The 20885-nt window shown below is 72.6% G+C and carries 24 protein-coding genes; 6 read left to right on the top strand and 18 right to left on the bottom strand.

The annotated features are described in order from the left end of the window. Nucleotides 1-22 precede the first annotated feature (22 nt). Nucleotides 23-481 carry an Lrp/AsnC family transcriptional regulator gene (locus MICAU_RS31100; RefSeq protein ID WP_013289323.1) on the bottom strand — a complete coding sequence of 153 codons (459 nt, stop codon included), beginning with the start codon at nt 479-481 and terminating at the stop codon, nt 23-25. Between the two features lie 59 nt (nt 482-540). Between MICAU_RS31100 and ddaH the strand changes: the two genes are divergently transcribed. Next, the gene (gene ddaH, locus MICAU_RS31095) at nt 541-1374 is read left to right on the top strand and encodes a dimethylargininase (RefSeq protein WP_013289322.1); all 834 of its coding nucleotides are present in this window, start codon (nt 541-543) and stop codon (nt 1372-1374) included. Between the two features lie 92 nt (nt 1375-1466). On the opposite strand, the gene MICAU_RS31090 is transcribed toward ddaH, so the two are convergent. Further along, nucleotides 1467-2687, bottom strand: coding sequence for an ABC transporter substrate-binding protein (locus tag MICAU_RS31090; protein WP_013289321.1), 1221 nt, complete (start codon nt 2685-2687; stop codon nt 1467-1469). A gap of 49 nt (nt 2688-2736) precedes the next feature. Further along, the gene (locus MICAU_RS31085) at nt 2737-3564 is read right to left on the bottom strand and encodes an alpha/beta hydrolase family protein (RefSeq protein WP_013289320.1); all 828 of its coding nucleotides are present in this window, start codon (nt 3562-3564) and stop codon (nt 2737-2739) included. 57 nt (nt 3565-3621) lie between these two features. On the opposite strand from MICAU_RS31085, the gene MICAU_RS31080 reads away from it, so the two are divergent. Beyond that, nucleotides 3622-4212, top strand: a complete 591-nt coding sequence (locus MICAU_RS31080; RefSeq protein ID WP_013289319.1) for a bacterial proteasome activator family protein — start codon at nt 3622-3624, stop codon at nt 4210-4212. Between the two features lie 35 nt (nt 4213-4247). Here MICAU_RS31080 and MICAU_RS31075 read toward each other — a convergent pair whose 3' ends face one another. From MICAU_RS31075 to MICAU_RS31065, 3 genes are all read right to left on the bottom strand, one after another. Then, nucleotides 4248-5060: an HAD family hydrolase gene (locus MICAU_RS31075; protein WP_013289318.1), complete on the bottom strand. Its 813-nt coding sequence runs from the start codon at nt 5058-5060 to the stop codon at nt 4248-4250. Next, the gene (locus tag MICAU_RS31070) at nt 5060-5881 is read right to left on the bottom strand and encodes an HAD family hydrolase (RefSeq protein ID WP_013289317.1); all 822 of its coding nucleotides are present in this window, start codon (nt 5879-5881) and stop codon (nt 5060-5062) included. The genes MICAU_RS31075 and MICAU_RS31070 overlap by 1 nt, the downstream gene beginning before the upstream one ends. 167 nt (nt 5882-6048) lie before the next feature. Next, a complete protein-coding gene (locus MICAU_RS31065) occupies nt 6049-6783 on the bottom strand; it encodes a hypothetical protein (protein ID WP_013289316.1) in 735 nt (244 codons plus the stop codon). A 118-nt stretch (nt 6784-6901) separates the two neighbouring features. Here MICAU_RS31065 and MICAU_RS31060 point away from each other — a divergent pair, with 118 nt between their 5' ends. The 3 genes from MICAU_RS31060 (at nt 6902) to MICAU_RS31050 (ending at nt 8579) form a co-directional block, all read left to right on the top strand. Further along, nucleotides 6902-7330 (top strand): OsmC family protein, encoded by a 429-nt coding sequence (locus tag MICAU_RS31060; RefSeq protein ID WP_013289315.1) that lies wholly within the window; start codon nt 6902-6904, stop codon nt 7328-7330. An 89-nt stretch (nt 7331-7419) separates the two neighbouring features. Next, nucleotides 7420-7764 (top strand): metallopeptidase family protein, encoded by a 345-nt coding sequence (locus tag MICAU_RS31055; RefSeq protein WP_026268384.1) that lies wholly within the window; start codon nt 7420-7422, stop codon nt 7762-7764. 95 nt (nt 7765-7859) lie between these two features. After that, a complete protein-coding gene (locus tag MICAU_RS31050) occupies nt 7860-8579 on the top strand; it encodes an AIM24 family protein (protein WP_013289313.1) in 720 nt (239 codons plus the stop codon). A 42-nt stretch (nt 8580-8621) separates the two neighbouring features. On the opposite strand, the gene pheA is transcribed toward MICAU_RS31050, so the two are convergent. From pheA to MICAU_RS31030, 4 genes are all read right to left on the bottom strand, one after another. Next, entirely contained in the window at nt 8622-9578 is a 957-nt protein-coding gene (gene pheA / locus MICAU_RS31045) for a prephenate dehydratase (RefSeq protein WP_013289312.1), read from the bottom strand. Nucleotides 9579-9588: 10 nt separating this feature from the next. After that, entirely contained in the window at nt 9589-10128 is a 540-nt protein-coding gene (locus MICAU_RS31040) for a hypothetical protein (protein WP_013289311.1), read from the bottom strand. 85 nt (nt 10129-10213) lie between these two features. Then, nucleotides 10214-10663: a hypothetical protein gene (locus MICAU_RS31035; RefSeq protein WP_013289310.1), complete on the bottom strand. Its 450-nt coding sequence runs from the start codon at nt 10661-10663 to the stop codon at nt 10214-10216. Nucleotides 10664-10806: 143 nt separating this feature from the next. Further along, nucleotides 10807-11544 carry a hypothetical protein gene (locus MICAU_RS31030; protein WP_013289309.1) on the bottom strand — a complete coding sequence of 246 codons (738 nt, stop codon included), beginning with the start codon at nt 11542-11544 and terminating at the stop codon, nt 10807-10809. 162 nt (nt 11545-11706) lie between these two features. Between MICAU_RS31030 and MICAU_RS31025 the strand changes: the two genes are divergently transcribed. Next, nucleotides 11707-12921 (top strand): arginine deiminase, encoded by a 1215-nt coding sequence (locus MICAU_RS31025; protein WP_013289308.1) that lies wholly within the window; start codon nt 11707-11709, stop codon nt 12919-12921. A 10-nt stretch (nt 12922-12931) separates the two neighbouring features. On the opposite strand, the gene MICAU_RS31020 is transcribed toward MICAU_RS31025, so the two are convergent. The 8 genes from MICAU_RS31020 to MICAU_RS30985 form a co-directional block, all read right to left on the bottom strand. After that, complete coding sequence (locus MICAU_RS31020) at nt 12932-13816, bottom strand: DUF5926 family protein (protein WP_013289307.1); 885 nt, start codon at nt 13814-13816, stop codon at nt 12932-12934. Nucleotides 13817-13902: 86 nt separating this feature from the next. Further along, the gene (locus tag MICAU_RS31015; protein ID WP_369752334.1) at nt 13903-14319 is read right to left on the bottom strand and encodes an ATP-binding protein; all 417 of its coding nucleotides are present in this window, start codon (nt 14317-14319) and stop codon (nt 13903-13905) included. A gap of 64 nt (nt 14320-14383) precedes the next feature. Continuing rightward, nucleotides 14384-15838, bottom strand: a complete 1455-nt coding sequence (locus MICAU_RS31010) for a sensor histidine kinase (protein WP_013289305.1) — start codon at nt 15836-15838, stop codon at nt 14384-14386. 76 nt (nt 15839-15914) lie between these two features. After that, the gene (locus MICAU_RS31005) at nt 15915-16706 is read right to left on the bottom strand and encodes a glycerophosphodiester phosphodiesterase (protein ID WP_013289304.1); all 792 of its coding nucleotides are present in this window, start codon (nt 16704-16706) and stop codon (nt 15915-15917) included. A 15-nt stretch (nt 16707-16721) separates the two neighbouring features. After that, nucleotides 16722-17057, bottom strand: coding sequence for a rhodanese-like domain-containing protein (locus MICAU_RS31000; protein ID WP_013289303.1), 336 nt, complete (start codon nt 17055-17057; stop codon nt 16722-16724). Nucleotides 17058-17085: 28 nt separating this feature from the next. After that, a complete protein-coding gene (locus tag MICAU_RS30995) occupies nt 17086-17961 on the bottom strand; it encodes an LCP family protein (protein ID WP_013289302.1) in 876 nt (291 codons plus the stop codon). 239 nt (nt 17962-18200) lie between these two features. Continuing rightward, the gene (locus MICAU_RS30990) at nt 18201-19415 is read right to left on the bottom strand and encodes an LCP family protein (RefSeq protein WP_013289301.1); all 1215 of its coding nucleotides are present in this window, start codon (nt 19413-19415) and stop codon (nt 18201-18203) included. A 203-nt stretch (nt 19416-19618) separates the two neighbouring features. Continuing rightward, on the bottom strand, nt 19619-20866 hold the full coding sequence (locus tag MICAU_RS30985; RefSeq protein WP_013289300.1) for an LCP family protein: 1248 nt from the start codon (nt 20864-20866) through the stop codon (nt 19619-19621). Between the last annotated feature and the right edge of the window lie 19 nt (nt 20867-20885).

Here is a 20885-nt window from a genome sequence, read left to right as displayed (position 1 = left end):
ACGACATGAAGCGAGGTTGAGGTCAAGGCGTGGACGGTCCGACGCCGGGGGACTCGACCAGCCGGGAGAGCACGATGGTGCTGCGGGACGAGGTGACGAACGATTCGGCGCGCAGCCGTTCCAGCGCCTCCTCCAGGTGGGAGATGTCCGCGGCGCGCAGGTGCACGAGCGCGTCCGCCTCGCCGGAGACGGTGTACGCGCCGACCACCTCGGGGTGCCGGCGGGCGGCGGCGCCGATCTGCGCCGGCGTGGTCCGGCCGGCGCAGAACAGCTCGACGAACGCCTCGGTGGTCCAGCCGACCGCGGCCGGGTCGACGACGGCGGTGAATCCCCGGATCACCCCGGCGGATCGGAGGCGGTCGACGCGTCGCTTGACGGCGGGGGCGGAGAGTGACACCCGGCTGCCGATGTCCGCGTACGAGGCGCGAGCATCCGCGACGAGTAACGCAATGATTCGCTGGTCAACCGCGTCTATCTGCAACGTTCTGCTCCCGGGAAGCAATGCTTGTGGCTGTTACCAAAGTTGTACCGTACCTACTCTTGGTGACCGTGAACCAGCAGCGAGTCTCGCGAAAGCGGACATATCTCATGTGCTCGCCCGAGCACTTCACGGTCGAGTACGCGATCAACCCGTGGATGGACGTGACCACGCCGGTCGACGCCGACCTGGCGGTCAAGCAGTGGGACCGGCTGCGCGAGACGCTCGTCGGGCTGGGCCACGAGGTGCACCTGCTCACCCCCGAGGCGGGTCTGCCGGACATGGTCTACGCGGCCAACGGTGCCTTCGTGGTCGACGGCAGCGTCTACGGCGCCCGGTTCAAGCACGAGCAGCGGTCCGCCGAGGCCGCCGCGCACCGGGCGTTCTACGAGCAGCAGGGCTGGCGGTTCATCGCGCCGAGCGAGACGAACGAGGGTGAGGGCGACTTCGCGTACCTGCCGGAGGCGCACGGCGGCCTGATCCTGGCCGGGTACGGCTTCCGGACGGAGCCGGCCGCGCACGCCGAGGCGCAGGAGGCGCTCGGGCGGCCGGTGGTCTCGCTGCACCTGGTCGACCCGCGCTTCTACCACCTGGACGTCGCGCTGGCCTCGATCGACGACGAGAACGTCGTCTACTACCCGGGGGCCTTCTCGGCTGCGAGCCAGAAGGTGCTGGCCCAGCTGTTCCCGGACGCGATCGTCGCGGACGACGAGGACGCGCTGGCGTTCGGCCTGAACCTGGTCAGCGACGGGCTCAACGTGGTGCTGAACAACGAGGCGATCCGGCTCGCCGGCAAGCTGAAGGCGGCCGGCTACCACCCGGTCCCGGTGGAGCTGGCCGAGCTGAAGAAGGGCGGTGGCAGCGTGAAGTGCTGCATCGCCGAGCTGCGGCACTGAGCCGAGGCTCGACGCCACGCCACGCCACGCCTCGGCGCGAAGGGCGGCCTCCCGGTGGGGAGACCGCCCTTCGCGTGTGTACGAGGGCTTTGTCAGCCCAGCGTCGCCAGCTCGTTGATCACGACGTTGGAGAGCAGCCGGCCGTCGGTCTGCACCCGGCGCAGGTACCACTTCTGCTGCGGGGTACGCGTCTGGTTGAACTGCCAGGTGCCGCGCGGGCTGTCCACCTGGCCGACCTTGCCGAGCGCCAGGTTGACCTGCTGCGGCGAGGGGTTCCCCCCGGCCAGCCGGATCGCCTTGTCCAGCACCAGCGCGGCGTCGTAGGAGGCCATCGCGTACGTGGTGGGCGCCGAGTTGAACGTCTTCCGGTACGCGGAGGCGAAGATCCGGTTCGCGGTGTTGTTGAGGTCGGCCGAGTAGTTGAGCGCGGTCTCGATGCCGTACGTCTGGATCAGCTTGCGCTCGCGGCCCTTCTCCCCGTCGTCGAGCTGGTCGAGCGCGGTGCCCTCGGTGAGGAAACCGGGGGCGTAGATCGGTCCCCGGTAGCCCTGGGCGTAGAGCTGCTTGACGAACTGCACGGCCTGCGCGCCGGAGTAGTGGCAGAAGACCGCGTCCGGGTTGCGCCCGAGCGCCTTGCGGATCGGCCCGGAGTAGAGCGACCGGGAGGGGTTGGGGTCGTCGTCGGTGAAGATCGGATCCTCGGTGAGCCGGCGGCCCCGCTCGTACGCGCGCCGCAGCCCTTCGATGACGTCCTGGCTGCCCGGGCCGCGGGTGCCGAAGATGGCGATCCGGCTCGACGCGTCCAGCTTCTGGCGCAGGTACTCGCCGAGCGCCTCACCGGGCTCGGTCAGCACGTACGACGTGCGCCAGATGTAGACGACGCCCTGGAGCGTCGACGGGGAGGCGTTGGAGCCCAGCAGGGGCACCCGGGCCTCCTCGACCGCGTCCTTGATGCCGGTCATCACGGTGGGGCTGACCACGCCGGTGAGCGCGAGCACGCCCTCCTTGAGCAGCCGGTCGACGGCGGCCTTTCCGGTGGCGGCGGTGTCGCCCTCCTCGGCGGTCACGACCGTGACCGGGTGACCGGCGATCTGCTGGCCGCGCATGCTGAGGAAGAGCTGGAAACCGTTGGTGATCTCGTCACCGATGGCCTTGTTCGCCCCGCTGCCGGGCACGATCAGCCCGACTTTGATCGGGCTGCCGGATCCGGCCTCGTCCCCGGTGTCGTCCCCGGATCCGCAACCCGCCGCCAGTCCGGTGGTACCCAGCGCGGCCAGCAGTTGCAGCGCCCGCCTGCGGTTCATCTGTGCCACCGAATTTCCTTCCCGACGGGGCGGCCATGGTGCACACCCCTTCGGCGTTCTACCTGGTCGACGACGCTGCGTCAATGCCCGGAAGATCATCGTGAAGCGACCGCAACGCCTCCACCACCTGGGGCCATGCGGTGGAGCCCGGTGCGATCAGCCCGAAATGCTCGCATTCGGGCAGCTCAACGAGCGTGGCGGAGCCTCCGGTGGCCCGATCTGCCGCCACCCAGGATCGGCTGATCGCGATCGGGACCTGGACATCTTGATCACCGTGGATGACTACTGTGCGTGTTCGGATGGGCACCAATGCCGATGGATCCGCTGCGGCGTACCGGTCCGGCACGTCGTCCGGGCCGCCGCCGAGCAGCGCGGCCACCGCACCCTCGTCCAGGTCCAGCCGGTACGCCTGCGCGAGGTCGGCCACCGGCGCCAGCGCGAGCACCCCGCCGACCGTCTCCGGGGCGTGCGCGGCCACGTACAGGGCCAGGTGCCCGCCCGCGGAGTGACCGACCAGGATCGGCGGCACGGGCGCCACCCGGCCGGGCAGCGCGGCGGCGGCGAGTTCCGGCAGCGCGGCGATCCCGGCGCGGACGTCGGTCAGCGTGTGCGGCCAGCCTCCGTCCGGCCGGCCGGTCCGGCGGTACTCGATCTGCGCGACCGGGTGGCCGAGCGCGGCGAGCGCCGCCGCCATCGGGCCGGTGTGGGCCCTGTCGTACTCCGCCCGCCAGAAGCCGCCGTGCACCACGACCACCAGCGGCCGGGGCGGCCCGTCGCCGGCCGGGAGGCGCAGGTCGGCGCACTGGTCCGGATGGTCGCCGTAGGAGACCGTGGCATCCGGGGGCGGGGACGGGCGGGTCAGCACCTCGCGCGGGTCGGAGAGCATGCGGCGACCGTAGCGTCCCCCGGACCGGCCGCGTGCACATGGTCGGCGTGGGTAAAGATGGGTGCCATGACCGAAGCGCACTCCGCCGGACACGACGACGAACAGGGCAACGATGGCATCCCCGGCACCGTGGTGGTGGTCGGGCCGGACGGCCGCCCGGTCGGCACGGTGCAGACCGACGAGGGCAAGGGCGAGGACCCGACCCGTCTGGTCGAGCAGCCGGCCAAGGTGATGCGGATCGGCAGCATGATCAAGCAGCTGCTGGAGGAGGTGAAGGCGGCGCCGCTCGACGACGCGAGCCGGCACCGGATGCGGGAGATCCACGAGCGCTCGATCGTCGAGTTGAAGGAGGGCCTCGCCCCCGAGCTGCGCGAGGAGCTGGAGCGGATCTCGCTGCCGTTCACCGAGCAGCAGGCGCCGAGCGAGAGCGAGCTGCGGATCGCGCACGCCCAGCTGGTGGGCTGGCTGGAAGGGCTGTTCCACGGCATCCAGGCCGCACTGGTGGCCCAGCAGATGGCCGCCCGCGTCCAGCTGGAGCAGATGCGTTCCGGCCGCCAGGCGCTGCCCAGCGGCCCGGGCGGCGTGATGCCGGGCATGCCCGGGATGCCCGGCGGCGGCGAGGGCCACGCGCCCGGCCAGTACCTGTGACCCGTCGGCCGGGGCGTGTCATGCGCCCCGGCCGGTCAGTCCAGCTCGAAGACCTTCTCCAGGTACGCGGCCACGCCGTCCTCGGTGTTCGGCCCGGTGACCTCGTGTGCGATCTCCCGTACGGCCGGATGGGCGTTGGCGACGGCCACCGCCCGTCCGGCCCAGGCCAGCATCGGCACGTCGTTGGGCATGTCGCCGAAGGCCACCACGTCCCGCTCGTCGACGCCCAGCCGCTCCGCGTACCAGGCCAGGCCCGCCGCCTTGGTCACACCGGCGGCCGAGATCTCGATCAGCCCGCTGTACGACGAGTGGGTCGCCTCGGCCAGCCCTTCCAGGGCGCCCGCCACCACCCGCACGAAGACGTCCGGATCCTGCTCACCGGCCCGGGCCAGCAACTTCACCGCGGGCGCGGCCAGCAGTTCCTCCGGCGACTCGACGGCCCGGATGGCGTCGAGGTCGGCGTCCCAGCGCAGCGGGTAGTGCACCTCGTGCCGCATCTGGCGGCTGTCCACGATCTCCACGGCGAGGCTCACGCCGGGCACCTCGGCGCGCAGCCTCCGGGCCACCTCGGCCAGCAGTTCCGGGGCGAGCGGGTCGGCCCGCAGCACCTGGTCGGTGGCCGGGTCGTACACCACCGCGCCGTTGGCGCAGATGGCCGGCAGCGGCGCGGCGAGCTGCTCGTACACCATCGGGAGCCAGCGGATCGGACGGCCGGTGACCAGGACCACCGGGGTGCCGGCGGCGGCGATGCGGGCCAGCACCGCGGCGGTACGCGGGCTGAGCGTCCGGTCGTCGCGCAGCAGCGTGCCGTCGATGTCGGAGGCGACGAGCCGAGGTGGATCTTCCATCACCGGGAGAGTAGCCGGTCCAGGTAGACCGCGACCCCGTCGTCGTCGTTGCGCAGGGTGATCTCGTCCGCCGCGGCGCGCACCTCCGGGTGGGCGTTCGCCACCGCCACCCGTGCCCATCCCGCCCAGTCGAACATCGGCAGGTCGTTCGGCTGGTCGCCGAAGACCAGCACGTCGGCCGGGTCCACACCGAGCCGCTCGGCGATGACGCTGAGCCCGCTGGCCTTGTCGGTGCGGGGCGGGCAGATCTCGATGAAGCCGAGCCCGGCCTGGGTGAGCGTGGCCACGTCCGGCGGCACGATCGCCCGCGCGGCCGTCAGCAGCTCGTCCACGTGGTGGTCGGCGGTCCGGGCGAACGCCTTGATCACGTCGCAGGACAGGCATTCGACCCGGCTGCGCGCCTCGAACCGGTCCGGGTAGGGCCAGCTCGGGTGGTAGTCGCCCCACAGCGGTGCGTCGTGCTCGTCCGACGCCTCGACCATCACGGTGAGCGGGCCGACCGCCGCTTCCAGGTCGGTGAGGATGCGGGCCAGCACCTCGCCGGGCAGCCGCTCGTCCCGCAGCACCAGGGGCCCTTCCGGGTCGCTCTGGTCCACCACCCGGCCGCCGCCGGCCATCACCAGGAAGTCGGCGGCCCGGATGTCGTTACGGGTGAGTTCGGTCAGGCGCGGTCCGCGGCCGGTCGCGCCGACCACCGGGATCCCGGCGGACCGCACCCGGTCCAGCACCCGATGGGTGTACGCGGAGACGGTCTCGTCGCTGCGGACGAGCGTGCCGTCGAGGTCGGTGGCGATCAGCTTGGGCAGTCCCGGGCGGGTCATGGTTCCTCCTTCGCCCGCCGCCGTCACGCCGGCCGACCAGGTCCTCGGTGCCGCGACCATGGGACGGCGGGCAGCAACCGTATCTCGCGGAACGGGCGGCAACCACGGCTTTCCGGCGAATCGGCGGCGAAGCTCCGGTGGCCGCCGGAGGTGCTGCCGGACCTGGTTCAGTACGCCCGTTCGGGGCCCGCGAACGGCACCGTGGGCTGCACCGTCAGATCCGCCGGGGCCGGGGGCACGTCGTCCTCGTCCGCCCGGCGGCGGCGCTCGGGCCGGTCGTCGTCCGGCTCCCCGTCGGTGGGCGTCCCGCCGGCCGCCCGGCCGGCCAGGTGCAGCGCGGCCGCCAGCAGTGCGACAGCGACGAACGCGCTGACCAGGCCGCGTCCGTGCTCGACCTGAAGGCGCTGCTCGCCGACGAAGAACAGGATGCGCCGGGCCAGCTGTTCGAGGGAGGAGGCGGTCGCGACGAGCACCCCGAGCACGCCCGCCGCGAGACCCAGCCCGGCCAGCCGGGCGTGCTGCCGCACCGCCGGGGCGCCGCGCAGCGCCAGCCCCACCGCGACCGACAGCCCGAGCAGGCCCACCAGGTACGCCGTACCGAACCCGCCGATCTCGGAGATGCCGCTGGTCAGCCGGGCGGGTGCGTCGTCGCCCCGGGTCTCGGCCGGCACCGTGATCGCCAGCCACTCGCCGATCAGCGAGGCGATCGCGGCCACCGCGCCGAGCCCGGTGAGCACGGGCGGCAGACGGCGGTCCCGGCCCAGCGCGGCGAGCGAGCGCGCGGCCCGGCCGGACGACTCCGGCTCGGTGTCGCCCCACTCGACGATCGTGGTGTCGTCGGACCTGTTGTCCTGCATGGGGATTCGCTTGTCCTGCCGGGGAACGGGGAGATCCTGCGACATGGCCACCCTTCCCGTGCGCGGGCCTGCGTCGAATCATGGCACAGCCCGCTTCCGCCGGCCGGGATCACGACCCCGGGGTCCGGTGCGGGGCGGCCCGCTTTCGGTTAGCGTCGGTGCCATGCCTATCCGTACCGCATCCGCTCGCTGGCAGGGCAACCTCACCGAGGGGTCCGGCACCGTCCGCACCGGCAAGGGCGGCCTGTCCGGCAACTACTCCTTCAAGTCGCGCTTCGAGGAGGGCGAGGGCACCAACCCCGAGGAGCTGATCGGCGCCGCGCACGCCGGCTGCTTCTCGATGGCTCTCTCCAAGCAGCTCGCCGACGCCGGCGCCCAGGAGACGGCGGTGGAGACCACCGCCAAGGTGCACTTCGACAAGACCGACGCCGGCATGACCGTGACCCGCATCGACCTGGAGACCGTGGGCCAGGTTCCGGGCATCGACCAGGCCGAGTTCACCAAGCTCGCCGAGGCGGCCAAGGAGAACTGCCCGATCTCCCGGCTGCTGTCGCCGGGCGCGCAGATCACGCTGAACGCCCGTCTGGCCTGACATCGCGTACGGCACGGCGGGGGTGTCCTGCGGGACGCCCTCGCCGTGCGGTGTGCCCGATCCGGAGGGAGTGACCGGGCCGCGTGGCCGTGGAGATGAGCCGGGACCGGTTCGAGGAACTGGTCGGTGAGGCGCTCGACGAGGTGCCCGAGGAACTGCTCGGGTTGATGAGCAACGTGGTCATCCTGGTGGAGGACGACCCGCCGCCGGGTGAGGACCTGCTCGGCCTGTACGAGGGGCACGCGCTCACCTCTCGCGGCTGGGACTACTCCGGCGTGCTGCCCGACCGCATCCTGATCTACCGCAACCCGATCCTGGCGATCTGCGACACCGACGACGACGTCGTCGACGAGGTGGCGGTGACAGTGGTGCACGAGATCGCCCACCACTTCGGCATCGACGACGAGCGCCTGCACGCCCTGGGCTGGGGCTGACCGGCCTCCGGCGCGTCCCCGCCCGGCTGATTCCGGCGGTTGCGCCGGTCCCCTAACCTGCGGGTCAGGCAGATCCTGATGCAGGAGGAAAACCCATGCGCAGCGCGCTGTTCTCCGCGGAGAACCTTGAGAAGGAGTCCCAGCAGCCCGGCATGCGGTTGCAGAACTCCAAGATGCTGAAGATCGAGCTGAACGGCGAGGCGATGGCCCGGGTCGGGTCGATGGTCGCCTACCAGGGGCAGGTGCAGTTCCAGGCCCTCGGTTCCGGCGGCATCGGCAAGTTCATCAAGCAGCGGCTCACCGGTGAGGGAGTGCCGCTGATGAAGCTCTCCGGCCGCGGCGACGTCTTCCTCGCCGACTTCGCCAAGGACGTGCACGTCATCGACCTGGAGCCGGGCGACGCGCTGTCCATCAACGGCTCCAGCGTGCTGGCGTTCGACTCGACGCTCCAGTACGATATCAAGATGGTCGGCGGCGCCGGTTTCGCGTCCTCGTCCGGCCTGTTCAACTGCGTCTTCACCGGCCACGGCCGGATCGCCGTCACCACCAAGGGCACCCCGGTGGTGCTCAACGTGGACGCGCCGACGTACGTCGACCCGCAGGCGGCGGTCTGCTGGTCGGCGAACCTCCAGACCGGCTACCACCGCGCCGAGCAGCTCGGCCTGGGCACGTTGCTCGGCCGCAGCACCGGTGAGGCGTTCACGATGAGCTTCGCTGGCCAGGGCTTCGTCGTGGTCCAGCCCTCGGAGGAACCTCCGGTGGCCGGCAGCGGCTCCCAGCAGCAGGGCGGCGTGCTCGGCGGCCTGCTTCAGTGACGGCCGGTGCCCGGGGCGTCCGCCGAGGTCGCCCCGGGCCGGTCAGCTCAGCTCGCCGGCCCGCAGCCGGGACACCCAGGCCGCCGCGTCGGCGTAGTCGGCGTCGGTGAGCCCGGCCGGCACCGGCGTCTGCTGGTCACCCGCCGCCGTGCTCCAGCGGTGCCGGGGGTACGACCCCAGGAACCGCACGTCGGCGCAGACCCGGCGCAGCCCCTGCAACGCCTCGCCGAGGCGTACGTCGGCGACGTGTCCGGCGCAGTCCAGGAAGAACACGTAGCGGCCGAGCGCCTCGCCGGTCGGGCGGGACTCGATCCGGGTCATGTTCACGCCGCGCACCGCCAGCTCCATCAGCACCGCCAGCAGCGCACCCACCCGGTCGTGCGCGAGGCACACCGCGAGCGAGGTCAGGTCGTCGCCGGTGGGCGGCGGGGGCGGACCGGGGCGGGACACCAGCGCGAAGCGGGTGACCGCGTCCGGGTGGTCGGCGATCTTGTCAGCCAGCACCGCGAGCCGGTGCCGGGTCGCGCCGATCGGGGCGCAGATGGCGGCGTCGTACTCGCCGCTCGCCGCACCGGCCGCCGCGGCGCCGTTGGAGAGCACGTCGACCACTGTGGCGTCGGGCAGGTGCTCCCGCAGCCACCCCCGGCACTGGGTGGACGCCTGCGGGTGGGCCGCGACGGAGCGGACGTCGGACAGCGTGGTGCCGGTGCGGGCGGCCAGCACGAACTCCACCGGCAGGACCACCTCGCGGGTGATCACCAGCGGGTCGCCCTCGACCAGTTCGTCGAGCGTCACCCCGACCGCGCCGCCGATGGAGTTCTCCAGCGGCACCAGCGCCGCGTCCGCCTCCCCGGCGCGTACCGCGTCGAGCGCCTCGCCGACGCTGCGGGCGGGTGTGCGGTCCCCGCGCTCGGCGGCGGGCACCGTTCGCAGGGCCTGCTCGGCGAAGGTGCCCTCGGGGCCCAGGTAGACGAAGCGGGTCGGCGGTGTTCCCGGCATGCCGACCAGCCTACGCACCCGGCGTGCCGTCGCAGGCCAGGGTACGGATGCCGACCGGCGCCACGGTCCGTACCTCGACGCCGCACACGTCCGTGCCGGCGGTGACCAGCCTCGGCGTGCCGCTCTCGCCGCGCGTGACCACCTGCAACTCCTCGTGCCCGGTGACCGTCAGCACGGTGTACTGCCAGCCCTCGGCGCAGAGCGGACCGGTCGCCACGGTGACCCGGACGTCGCGGGGCAGTACGCCGGCGGATCCGCGCAGCAGCGCGACGATCCGGTCGCCGGAGGGCCGCCCCCGGCAGGGCGCCGCGGACGCCGGTACGGACGGGGAGAGCGTGGGCGGGAGGACGGGCGTCGGTGGGGCCGATGTCGCGCTCGGGCTGGGCGTGGCGGACGCCGACGGGACCGGGACGGGCGTGGCGGCGGCGGGTGGCGCACGCAGCTCGGGCGGGGTGCCGCAGGCGGCGAGGGCGAGCAGCGTCAGCAGCGCCAGCGGACGGTGGCGGCGTCGGGGGCGTGGGGTGCGGGGCACGGGGGCGTCCTCGGGCATCGAGGGATGTCGTCGTGTGGTGGGGCCGAGCCCATCGTAGGAGGATGACCGGCCCGGGGTGAAGGGCGCCGGGTGTCGTCGCGGGTCAGACCGCGGAGAGGAAGGTGAGCGAGCCGGCCACCGCGCCGTCGGTGAGCACCGGCGTGGAGATGGCGTCGACCGTCCGGCCGGCGTCGGAGCCGGGCCCCTGAACCCGCAGCAGGCCGCGGGCGAGCCGCCCGGAGTGCAGCGCGAGCAGCGGCGGGATCTTGTCGGTCTCCTGCTCGGTCAGCTCGCTCGGGCTCGCCGTGAAGTCGACCAGGCGCAGGCCGCCCTCCAGCAGCGGCAGACCGATCACGTCCTCCGGGGCGCCCAGGCAGAGCAGGTCGCAGCCGGACGAGGAGATCGCCACGACAGTGGTGCCGGCGTCGATCAGCAGGCACGGCTCGGCGGCCCGGGAGACCATGCCGGACCACTGCCCGAAGTTGTCGGACTCCTGCTCGGTGGATGCCGCGGGCGCGAACACTTCCGAGAGTGAGAGTTCGACGTGGGCCACCGCGCCTCCTATGTACACCGACGGTCTGTCCACGCTAGCCGGTCGGTGCGGCGGAAGCATCGGCTGCCGGGCGGCCGGCGACGGCGCGGACCGACGGAACCAGTCGGGGCGGTGCCGTGGGCCGCGTGGCGTCGCCGGAGACGTTACCGGCGGGCGGCCTGCTTGTCAGCGGCCGTTCGGCCCTCGTCATACCACCGGTAGTCGGCGGTTGGACGGTACGTGCCGTTGAACCACGTCGCCGGCGCCTGCGCGACGCGGGAGAGCTTCTCGGCGGTGGCCGGGCTGATCCGGTTCCCACCGGCCACGAGCAGGCGGTCCAGCTCGCGGTGGGTGGCCATGAGGCAGTCCTTCGGCAGGCCGTAGACGCTGATCACCCCGGAGCCGACGAACGTCAGCACCGGGGTCACCGGGATCGGCAGGCCGACCGCGTCGGAGAGGGCCTTGCTGGCCCGCTTGGCGTCCCGGCGCGCCTCCGCCACGTACGGCGGGCGCTTGCCGTTGATCTGGACCACGTCTCCGGCCACGAGCACGCGGGCCCGGCCGTGGTCGGCGATGGTGACAGCGAACAGACCGCTCGGACCGATGGCCAGGAACCCGGCCCGATCGTCGCGACCGCGGTCGAGCAGCATGTCCGCCGGGTCCGTCCGGGGCCACTCGATGACGTGCCACGCGGGACCGAGATGGTCGAGCTGGCCCAGGGCGCGGGCCCCTGCCGCTTCCAACCGGCGGGCCCCCCGCTCCGCCCGGCGACGCCGGGCCCACTCCAATGGAGTCGGTCGGGCCGGCTCGAGCACCGAGGTGGGCTCGACCCGGGAGTGCGGCACCGTGCGGGGCGGCAGTGCCCTGCTCGGTACGGCTCGACGAGCGGGAAAGACAGTCATCGCGACCTCCGGCAAAAGGTCTCTCGAAGTTATGTCTCCACTACCCTACGTTGCGCACCCGGGGGCTCGGCAAGTTGGACCGCCGGAGTGAGTGTGGATGAATGCCATATTCATCCACACTTCTTTTCCGGATGGTGCGCAAGCCTGCCCTAGGCTGCGGGAGTGACCCACTATGTGGACAGCGAAGTCGCCCGCCTCGGGACGGTGCTGCTGCACCGCCCGGGACCGGAACTGGCCCGCCTCACCCCGCGGAACAACGACAGTCTCCTCTTCGACGCTATCCCATGGGTGGGACGCGCGCAGGAGGAGCACGACGCGTTCGCGGCGGCGCTGCGGTCCCGCGGGGTCGAGGTGCTCTACCTGGCCGACCTGCTGGTCGAGACGCTCGCCGTGGCGGACGCCCGGGCCGAGCTGACCGACCGGGTGCTGCGGTCCCGCCGGCTCGGCCACACGCTGCGACGCCGGGTCGCCGACCATCTGGCGTACCTCGACCCGGCCGGACTGGCCGACGTCCTCACCGCCGGGCTCGCCCACGAGGAACTGCGGATCGGCGCCGACCGCCCCGGCGGTCTGGTCTGGACGCTCATGGACCGGCACGACTTCGTCATCGATCCGCTGCCCAACCTGCTGTTCACCCGCGACTCGTCGGTCTGGATCGGCGACCGGGTCGGTGTGACCAGCCTGGCCATGCCGGCCCGGCGGCGGGAGACCACGCTCACCGACGCGATCTACCGCTACCACCCGCGCTTCGTCGGCACCGAGTTCGTCTACCACCCCCGGCTGGAGCACCTGGAGGGCGGCGACGTGCTGCTGCTCGCGCCGGGCGTGCTCGCCGTCGGCGTCGGCGAACGCACCACCCCGGCCGGCGCGGAACGGCTGGCCCGGCAGGTGTTCGCGGCCGGGCTGGCGCACACCATCCTGGTGGTGCCGATCGCGCAGGAACGCGCCACCATGCACCTGGACACGATCTGCACCATGGTCGACGTCGACGCCGTGCTGATGTACGCGAACGTCGCCGACCAGATGTCCGCGTACACGGTCATCGCCGGCGCGGACGGCGACGACCTGCGGGTCGACGGGCCGGCGCCGTTCCTGCGGGCCGCCGCCGACGCGATGGACCTCGACCAGCTCCGGGTGATCGACACCGGCCTCGACCCGGTCACCGCCGAACGCGAGCAGTGGGACGACGGCAACAACACGCTCGCGATCGCGCCCCGGCTGTGCGTCGGCTACGAGCGCAACGTGGAGACCAACGCGCAACTGGAACGGGCCGGCATCGAGGTGATCGCCATCGCCGGGTCGGAGCTGGGCTCCGGGCGGGGCGGCCCGCGCTGCATGTCCTGCCCGCTGGTGCGGGAGAAGGGCGGGGCCGCCTGACCTGGAGACGTCAGCGCAGCGTCAGCTGCCGGCCGAGCAGGCCCTGGCGGGCCCGGCGGCTGGCCGCGTCGAGCGGCTCCCGCTCCGCGACCGCCTCGGCGTAGCGCTTGGCGAACTCCGCCACCGGCGCCTCCCACTCGGCGGCCGGGGTGTCCTCCGGCAGGTCCCAGACCGGCGCGAGGCGCCCGTGCGCCCGGAACATGCCCGCGAACTTCGTGTCGTCGCCGAGCGTCAGCGCGCCCGCCGCGGCGAGCCGGGACAGCGCGTCCAGCGCGGCGTCCTCGTCCTCCGGCAGGACCAGGCGCACGTGGGCCTTCTCCGGCACCTGACACCAGTACGCGGCCGGCGCGGCGGCCAGCTTGACGGTCGGGTAGATCGCCGAGTTGGCCCGCTCCAGGGACGCCTGGACGTTCGGGTCGTCGGCGGCGCCCGGGTCGAGCCAGAAGTCGAACCCGTCGTGCATGGTGATCTCCAGCGGGCCGTCCACCAGGATGTCCTGGAGGCGGGGGCCCGGCCCGGGCAGCGGCGGCACGCTCACCTGGCCGCCCGGCTCGGTGCGCAGCGCGGAGATCAGCGCGTCGGCCAGGTCACGGGAGACGTCGCCGGACTGCTGGTGCCGTTGCAGGCCGATGAAGACCCGCCCGTCGGGCTTGGTCATCGCCGGGGCGGCCATCGGCAGTACGGTGGCCAGCGTGACCGGCCGGTCGCCGTACTCCTCGATCAGTTCCGGGGTCAGCCGCAGCGGCGCGGACGCGGCCGGGACCAGCTCGCGCAGGGCGATCCACTCCGGCTCGTCCGTCAGGCCCTCGAACGGCCGGGGCACGAAGACGTCGCGCACCTTCTCCCGCTTCGGGGTGGCCTCGCCGGCCCGCTGGTTCTTCCGACGCTTGCTCATGCGCCCGCTCCGCTCCGCTCGCTCATGGCGAGACAGCCTAGAGGCCGGGTCTCGGGGGTGGGGGCCGGACCCGCCCGCCGCGTCGGTCAGCCGGCCGCGACCAGGTCGGTCCGCTGCGCCGGGACCGGGTCGAACCGCGCCCACACGCTCTGGCCCAGGCCGTCGCGCTCCACGCCCCAGCCGCTGGCGAGCCCGGCGACGATGTGCAGCCCTCGCCCGTCCGCCGCGTCCGGCGAGGCGGTACGCATGCACGGGCCGGCGCCTGATCCGCCGTCGGTGACCCGGAGTTCGACGCTCGGCCCCTGCTCGGTCGGGCGCAGCCGCCAGGCGACCCGCACGACGCCGCCGGGCAGCGCGTCGGCGTGCCGGACCGCGTTGCCGACCAGTTCGGCGAGGACCGCGACCAGGTCGGCCACCAGGACCGGGGGTACGACACCGGTCAGCTCGTCGGCGAGCCGGTGCCGGGCCAGGCGCGCGCCGGTGGGGTCGTGGGGCACCACCACGCACCACGACCGTTCGGCCGGACCAGTCGACACGTCGTTCCTTCCCCGCCCGTGAGCGCCCCGGTCAACCCCGGGGCAGCCGCACCTCTGCGACCGTACCGCCACCGGCTCTGGGCCGGAGGGATACCCATCCATTCTGCTGTTCAACGATCTGGCGGACGAGATAGAGACCGAGCCCGGCGCCGGGATACCGGCGGCGGTCGCCCGACTCCCCCTGCCAGAACCGGTCGAAGGCCCGCTCCACGTGTTCCGGCCGGATGCCGATGCCCCGGTCGGCCACCCGGAACGAGACGGTCCGCTCGTTCGCCTCCGCGGTGATCTCGATCGGCGTGTCCGGCAGCGAGTACTTCCCGGCGTTGGTGCCCAGTTCGGTGAGCACAGTGGCGAGGCTGTGCCGGTCGCCGAGCGCCTTGGGCAGGTCGCCGGGCAGGTCGAGCACGACCCGGTGCCGGACGTCCGCCGGCAGGTCCACCACCGCCGCGCGCAACGCGTCGACCAGGTCGAACGGCGCGGCCGGTTCGCCACCGGGACGGTTCTCGGTGGCGGCGGTCAGCAGCCGGTCGACCAGGCGGGCCAGTTCGTTGGCGCGCTGGCCGATGATCCGGGCGGCCTGCCTGCGGTCGCCGTCGCTCAGCGAGTCCCAGTGGTCGGTGAGCGTGTCCGCGTACCCCTTGATGACGGTGACCGGCGTCCGCAGCTCGTGGCTGGTCACCGCGACGAACAGGTCCCGGTCGTGGTCGCGCCGCTGCTGGTCGGTGGTGTCGCGGAAGCTGACCACGCGCAGCGCGTTCGGGCCGGGCAGTTCGCCGGAGGTGATCCGCAGCCAGCGGCCGTCCGGCAGCCGGTGGTCGAGCACCTGGCCGGGCGGCGGCAGCGGGAACGGCAGCGGCCGGCTCAACGCCTCGTCCGCCGGCCGGCCCGTCACCTCGACCGCGGCCGGGTTCCAGAGCCGGACACGTCCGTCCCGGTCCACCACCGCGAGGCCGTCGGCGAGCGCCGCCACGACCGGGCCGTCCCCGTGTACGGGCAGGCCGGTCTGGTCGCCGTACATGTGGGCGATGCACGCGGCGATGTAGCCGATGACGGCACGTTGCGAGGGTTGCAGCGGCTCGCCCAGCGGGTAGAGCGCGTGCAGGCTGCCGACTGTCAGCCCGCCGACCTCGGCACGTGCCACGATCATCCGGCAGAGGCCCCGGCCGGCGACCTCGACGGCGAGCGCGCCCGGGATCGCGTCGACCCGGACCTCCCGCACCGGCGGGCCGGCGAGCAGGCAGACGGTGGCGGGGTCGGTGGCGGGCAGCGGGCGGCCGAGGACGAACTCGGCGCTGCCGGTCGCCGCGATCACCCGTCCCCCGGCCGGGGTGAACTCCACGAAGACCAGACCGGCGGCGCCGACCGCCGGTTCGACCTCGCGGAGCAGGCGGGTGAGCACGGCGAGACCTGACTCGCCCGAGTTGATCATGTTGATCACTGCGGTGTGGCCGGCGATGAAGGCGGGGTAGTCGGTTCGCTCCGGCATGTCCCGAGTGTGCCGCGCCGCCCGCGTCCGTGACACCCCCGGCCGGTCGACCGTCCCCGGTACCGATCGACAGGACTCACCGGCCCAACCGGGCCAGCGCGTGGGCCGGCCGGTCCGTGATCACCCCGTCCACGCCGGCTTCGAGCACGAGTTCCAGGTCCTCCGGCTCGTTGACGGTCCAGACGTACACCGAGTTGCCGGCGGCGCGCAGCGCGGGCACCAGCCGCGGGCGGGCCCGGACGAGGTCCACACCCGGGCCGGCGATCCGGCTGCCGAACGGCAGCCGGCCCAGCGGCAGCAGGCGCGGCAGCATCTCCAGCAGCAGCACGGTGGGCAGCGCCGGGGCGAGTTCCCGGACCCGGCGTACGGCGAGCGGCGAGAACGACATCACCGTCACCTGGACGGGATGGTCCGGGCGGGGCTCGGCCAGCCCGTACCGGCGCAGCATCTCGACCAGGCGGCGCTCGACCTCGCCCCGGTAGCGGGACGGATGCTTGGTCTCGATCAGCAGCCGGACCGGCCGCCCGGCGGCCAGCACCGCGTCGAGCAGCCGCTCCAGCGTGAGCAGCCGGGTGTGCGACTCGTCCAGCGGCGCGTCGTCCTCGGCGAGCGTCGCGGCCCGGTGCCAGGAGCCGAAGTCCAGCGCCTCCAGTTCGGCGAGCGTCCGCGCGCTGACCAGCCCGCGGCCGTTGCTGGTGCGGTCGAGCCGGCGGTCGTGCACGCAGACCAGATGCCCGTCACGGGTCAGCCGGACGTCGCACTCCAGCCCGTCCGCGCCCTCGTCGAGAGCGCGCAGGTAGGCGGCGAGCGTGTGTTCCGGCAGGTCGTACGAGGCGCCGCGATGGGCGAAGACCAGGGGGACGGTCATGGCCGCGTCACCGACTCAGGCGACCCGGCCCGGCTGCCCGTCGTCGGTGACCACCGGACGGCCGGCGGCGGCCCAGTCGCCCATCCCGCCGTCGACGTTGCGCACCTGGTCCCAGCCGTTGCGCATGAGGTAGCCGACCACCTGGGCGGACCGGCCGCCCGAGCGGCAGATCACCGCCACGTCGCGGTCCTGCGGGATCTCGGCGATCCGGGCGGGCAGCTCGGTCATCGGCAGGTGGTGGGCGGCCGGCGCGTGGCCGGCGGCCCACTCGTCGTCCTCGCGGACGTCGAGCAGGTAGACGTCGTCGGGCACGGCCGACGCGGGCACGCTGGGTAGTGAGGCTCCGAACACGGTAACCAAGCCTAGTCGCCCACGGCGCTCACAGCCGGTTGACCCAGCGCGGGTTGGCGCCGGCCCATTCCGGTACGCGCGTGTCGCGCAGCGCGGTGAACAGCCCGCCGCCGCCGTTGTCCAGCACCACGTACGAGACGCCGTCGATGGTCTGCGGGTAGGAGGGCACCTGGACCCCGCGCAGGGCGTCCGCGGGCAGGCCGCGCAGCGCGAACAACAGCTCGTCCAGGGGTACGCCGTTGGTGTCCACGGTCAGCGTCCCGCCTGCCGCCCGCAGCACGCGGTCCAGCTTGACCGGGTCGCTGCGCAGCCGCGTCTCGCCCGCCCGGTCGAGCACTGCCCGCAGCATCTGCTGCTGGTGCCGCTGCCGGTCGTAGTCGCCGCCGGGCAGGTCGTAGCGCTGCCGCACGTAGTCGAGCGTCCGCGCGCCGTCCATCTGCTGGCAGCCGGCGTCGAACTGGTGCCGGGTGTGGATCGAGCGCACCGGCGTGTCCACGCACATCCGGATGCCGCCGAGCTGGTCGATCACCTGCTTGAAGCCGGAGAAGTCGACGAGTGCGGCGCCGTCGAAGCGGATCCCGGTGAGCCGGCTCAGGGTGGTGCTGAGCAGCCGCGCGCCGCCCTCACCGCCGCCGCCGTGCTCGTACGCGGCGTTGACCTTGTCCTGGCCGCCGGGGAAGCCTGGTGCCGCGGGGAGCGCCACCAGCAGGTCGCGCGGCACCGAGATCAGGTACGCCTGCCGCATCCCGGCCGGTACGTGCACGATCAGGATGCTGTCGGAGCGCTGGTCCTCCGGGTTCGCGCCGGGCCGGTGGTCGGAGCCGATCAGCAGGTAGTTGAGCGCGCCGTCCAGGTCTGTCCGCTTGTTGCGGGCGGCCGGGTCGAGCAGTTGCTCCTTGGCCACGGTGCGGTCGTAGCGCGAGGTGAGCCAGTGCAGTCCGGCGACGCCGAGCGTGGCGAGCAGGACCAGGACGAGCCCGGTGCCGAGCAGGAACCGGGCCCAGCGGGCGGGTCCACCCCGCCCGCGTCGGTTCCGTGCTGGCCTGGACGTGACGATCCCCCCGTAGCCGCGACATGAGACCCGCTCACGTCAGGCTACGGGGGGATCGGCCGACCGGTATCGCTTTCGCGCAGGTCAGCGGGTCATTTACGGGTGGAGAGGACGTCCGGGTTGTTCACCACGAAGTCGGCCAGCTTGTCGTTCTTGACCGCCTGGAACATGTCCATCGTCGCCTCGTTGAACGTCTCCCGGCCGTTGCCGTTGCCGGCGAAGGTGCCGCCGTTGGTCCGCAGGGTGACCAGGTCGTTTCCGTTGAGGTTCTTGAGCGTGAAGATGAAGTCGGCGATCGGCACGCCGCCGGTGTCCAGGACGAACGCCTTGCCGGCCGCCTTCATCAGCGAGTTCAGCTTGATCGGGTTGGTGAGCATGCCGCCCTCGGTGGCCTTCTTGGCCATCGCCTTGATCAGCTGCTGCTGGTTCTGCTGCCGGTCGTAGTCGCTGTTCGGCAGGCCGTAGCGCTGGCGGGAGTAGTCGAGCGCCTCCCAGCCCTCCATCTCCCGGCAGCCCTTCTTGTGCACCACTGCCTTGTACGGCTTGCCGGTCTTCTTCGCGTCGGCGTTCCACATCGGCTTGCCGTCGACGTACGACATGTGGTGCGACTTGACCTCGTGGCTGACGCAGATCCGCACCGAGCCGAGCGCGTCGATCACGCTCTTGAAGCCGCCGAAGTTGATGATCGCGGCGCCGTCGAAGCCGATGCCGGTCATCGACTTGATCGTCTTGGCCATCAACTGGGCGCCGCCCTCCCAGCCGCCGCCGTTCTGGGCGCCGTGGAAGAAGGCCGCGTTGATCTTGTCGGTGCCGCCCTTGTAGCCGCTCTTCTCGAAGGCCGGGATACGCGCCTCGGTGTCCCGGGGAATCGAGATCAGGTACGCCTGGTCGTGGCTGGCCGGGATGTGCAGGATGATGATCGTGTCCGACCGGACGTCGTCGGCGGCCCAGCGGGCCCGTGCGTCCACACCGAGCAGCAGCATGTCGATCGGGCCTTCGAGGCTGCTGCCGCCCTCGGCGTCGGACTTGCCGGCCTCACCGAGCAGGTTGCGCTGGGCGATGTTGTTGGTGGCCTGACCGATGACCGCCTTGCTGCCGACGATCGCGACGCCGCTGGTCACCATCAGCACCGCGCCCAGCACCAGCGTGAGCTTCGCCCAGAGCGGGTCCTTGCGCTTGGTGCGCTTCTTCTTGCCACCGCCGGGACCGCGACCGCCGGAACCGGGCTGTGTGGGGATGACCGGAGGGACCCGCCCGGATGATCCGGGTGCCGGTGACTGCGGGCGACGGCTGGTCTGGACCGACATGCGTGCTCCAGCTCGGTGATCGGGGGCGGGACCACTTTACGTATCTGTTCCCGTTCTCGCGACCTCGTAGGGTCGCAATTCCCGTCAATACCGGCCGACATCTTCGGGTTGTGGCCGAACGGGCAGGGGTAAGGAGCCGGTCGGCGGTTGGCCTCCGTGGTGGCGAGGTCGTAACGCGCGAGACCGGTCATGTCGTGCCGGCGTCAGCCGCCCGCGTTGTCGCCCGAACCCTTCTGGTTGGCCTGCATCCACTCGGCCATCCGGTCCGCGGCGATGGCCTTGTACATCGCCAGCGCCTTCTCCCGGTCGGAGACCACCACCGACTGGCCGTCGATGGTCTGGCCGCCCAGGTGCGGGCTGGTGACGAACGTCAGGTTCTCGCCCCGCAGGCTGCGGAACTGCACTGCCATGTCGGTCAACGAGAATCCCTGGTCGACCGTGACGGCGGCGGTCACCGCCTTGAGGAAGTCGTTCAGCTTCTTCGGGTTGGTGAGCGTCCCGGTGCTGGCTGCCTTGTCCATCAGCGCCTTCAGGAACTCCTGCTGGTGCCGCATCCGGGCGAAGTCGCCGTCCGGGAACTGCTTGCGCTGCCGGACCCAGTCCAGCGCCTCGGCGCCGTTCATGTGGTTCACACCCTTGGTGAACGTCCGGTACGGCTTGTGGATCGAGGTGATGGTCCGCTCCACCTTGAGGTCGACCCCGCCCAGGGCGTCGGTGACCTCCTTGAAACCGCCGAAGTCGATGGCCATCACGTGGTCGATCCGTACGTCGGTGAAGCACTCCACGGTCTTCACCGCGAGCGGCAGGCCGCCGAACGCGAACGCCGCGTTGATCTTGTTGCGCGAGCCGGAGTCGCAGGACGCGCCGGCGCTCTCCGGGATCGGCACGTACAGGTCACGCGGCACCGAGACCAGGTAGGCGCTCTTGTGGTCGGCGGGGATGTGCATGACGATCACGGTGTCCGCGCGCCACTTGCCGGAGCCGTCGACCGGGGCGTCCGGATCCCGCGAGTCACTGCCCACGAGCAGGATGTTGAACGCGCCCTCGACCTGCTTGGCCGGTCGCCCGCCGGTGATCCCGGCGAACGGATCGGTGCGCGCCAGGTCGTCGTCCAGGTTGCGGGCGTAGAACCAGGCGCCGAGGCCGCCGAGCAGCGCCAGCACCAGCACCGCGACACCCGCCACCAGACCGATGCGCCCCCAGCGCGGCCGGGGACCACGCCGGCCGGACCCACCCGGACCGCCGCCGCCCGGACCACCGGGACCGGTCGGCCCGGCCGGGCCGCCGGGACCGCCGGAGCGGGGCGCCTCGTCGTGTGCGGGGTACCACGTGGCTTCCGAGGGGCGGGCGCGCCCGGTGGCGCCGCGGCCGGAGCCGGGAACCGCGGCGCGGCCCGCGCCCCGGTTCAGGTGTCGGGGGAGCGGGGCGCCGGCAGACGAGGTCGCTGACATGTAACCGAGGGTAGGTCGG

It is taken from the genome of Micromonospora aurantiaca ATCC 27029 (assembly GCF_000145235.1).
Classification (GTDB): Bacteria; Actinomycetota; Actinomycetes; order Mycobacteriales; family Micromonosporaceae; genus Micromonospora; species Micromonospora aurantiaca.
Note: the sequence above shows the minus strand (reverse complement) of the source record. Positions and strands in the feature narration are given on the sequence as shown.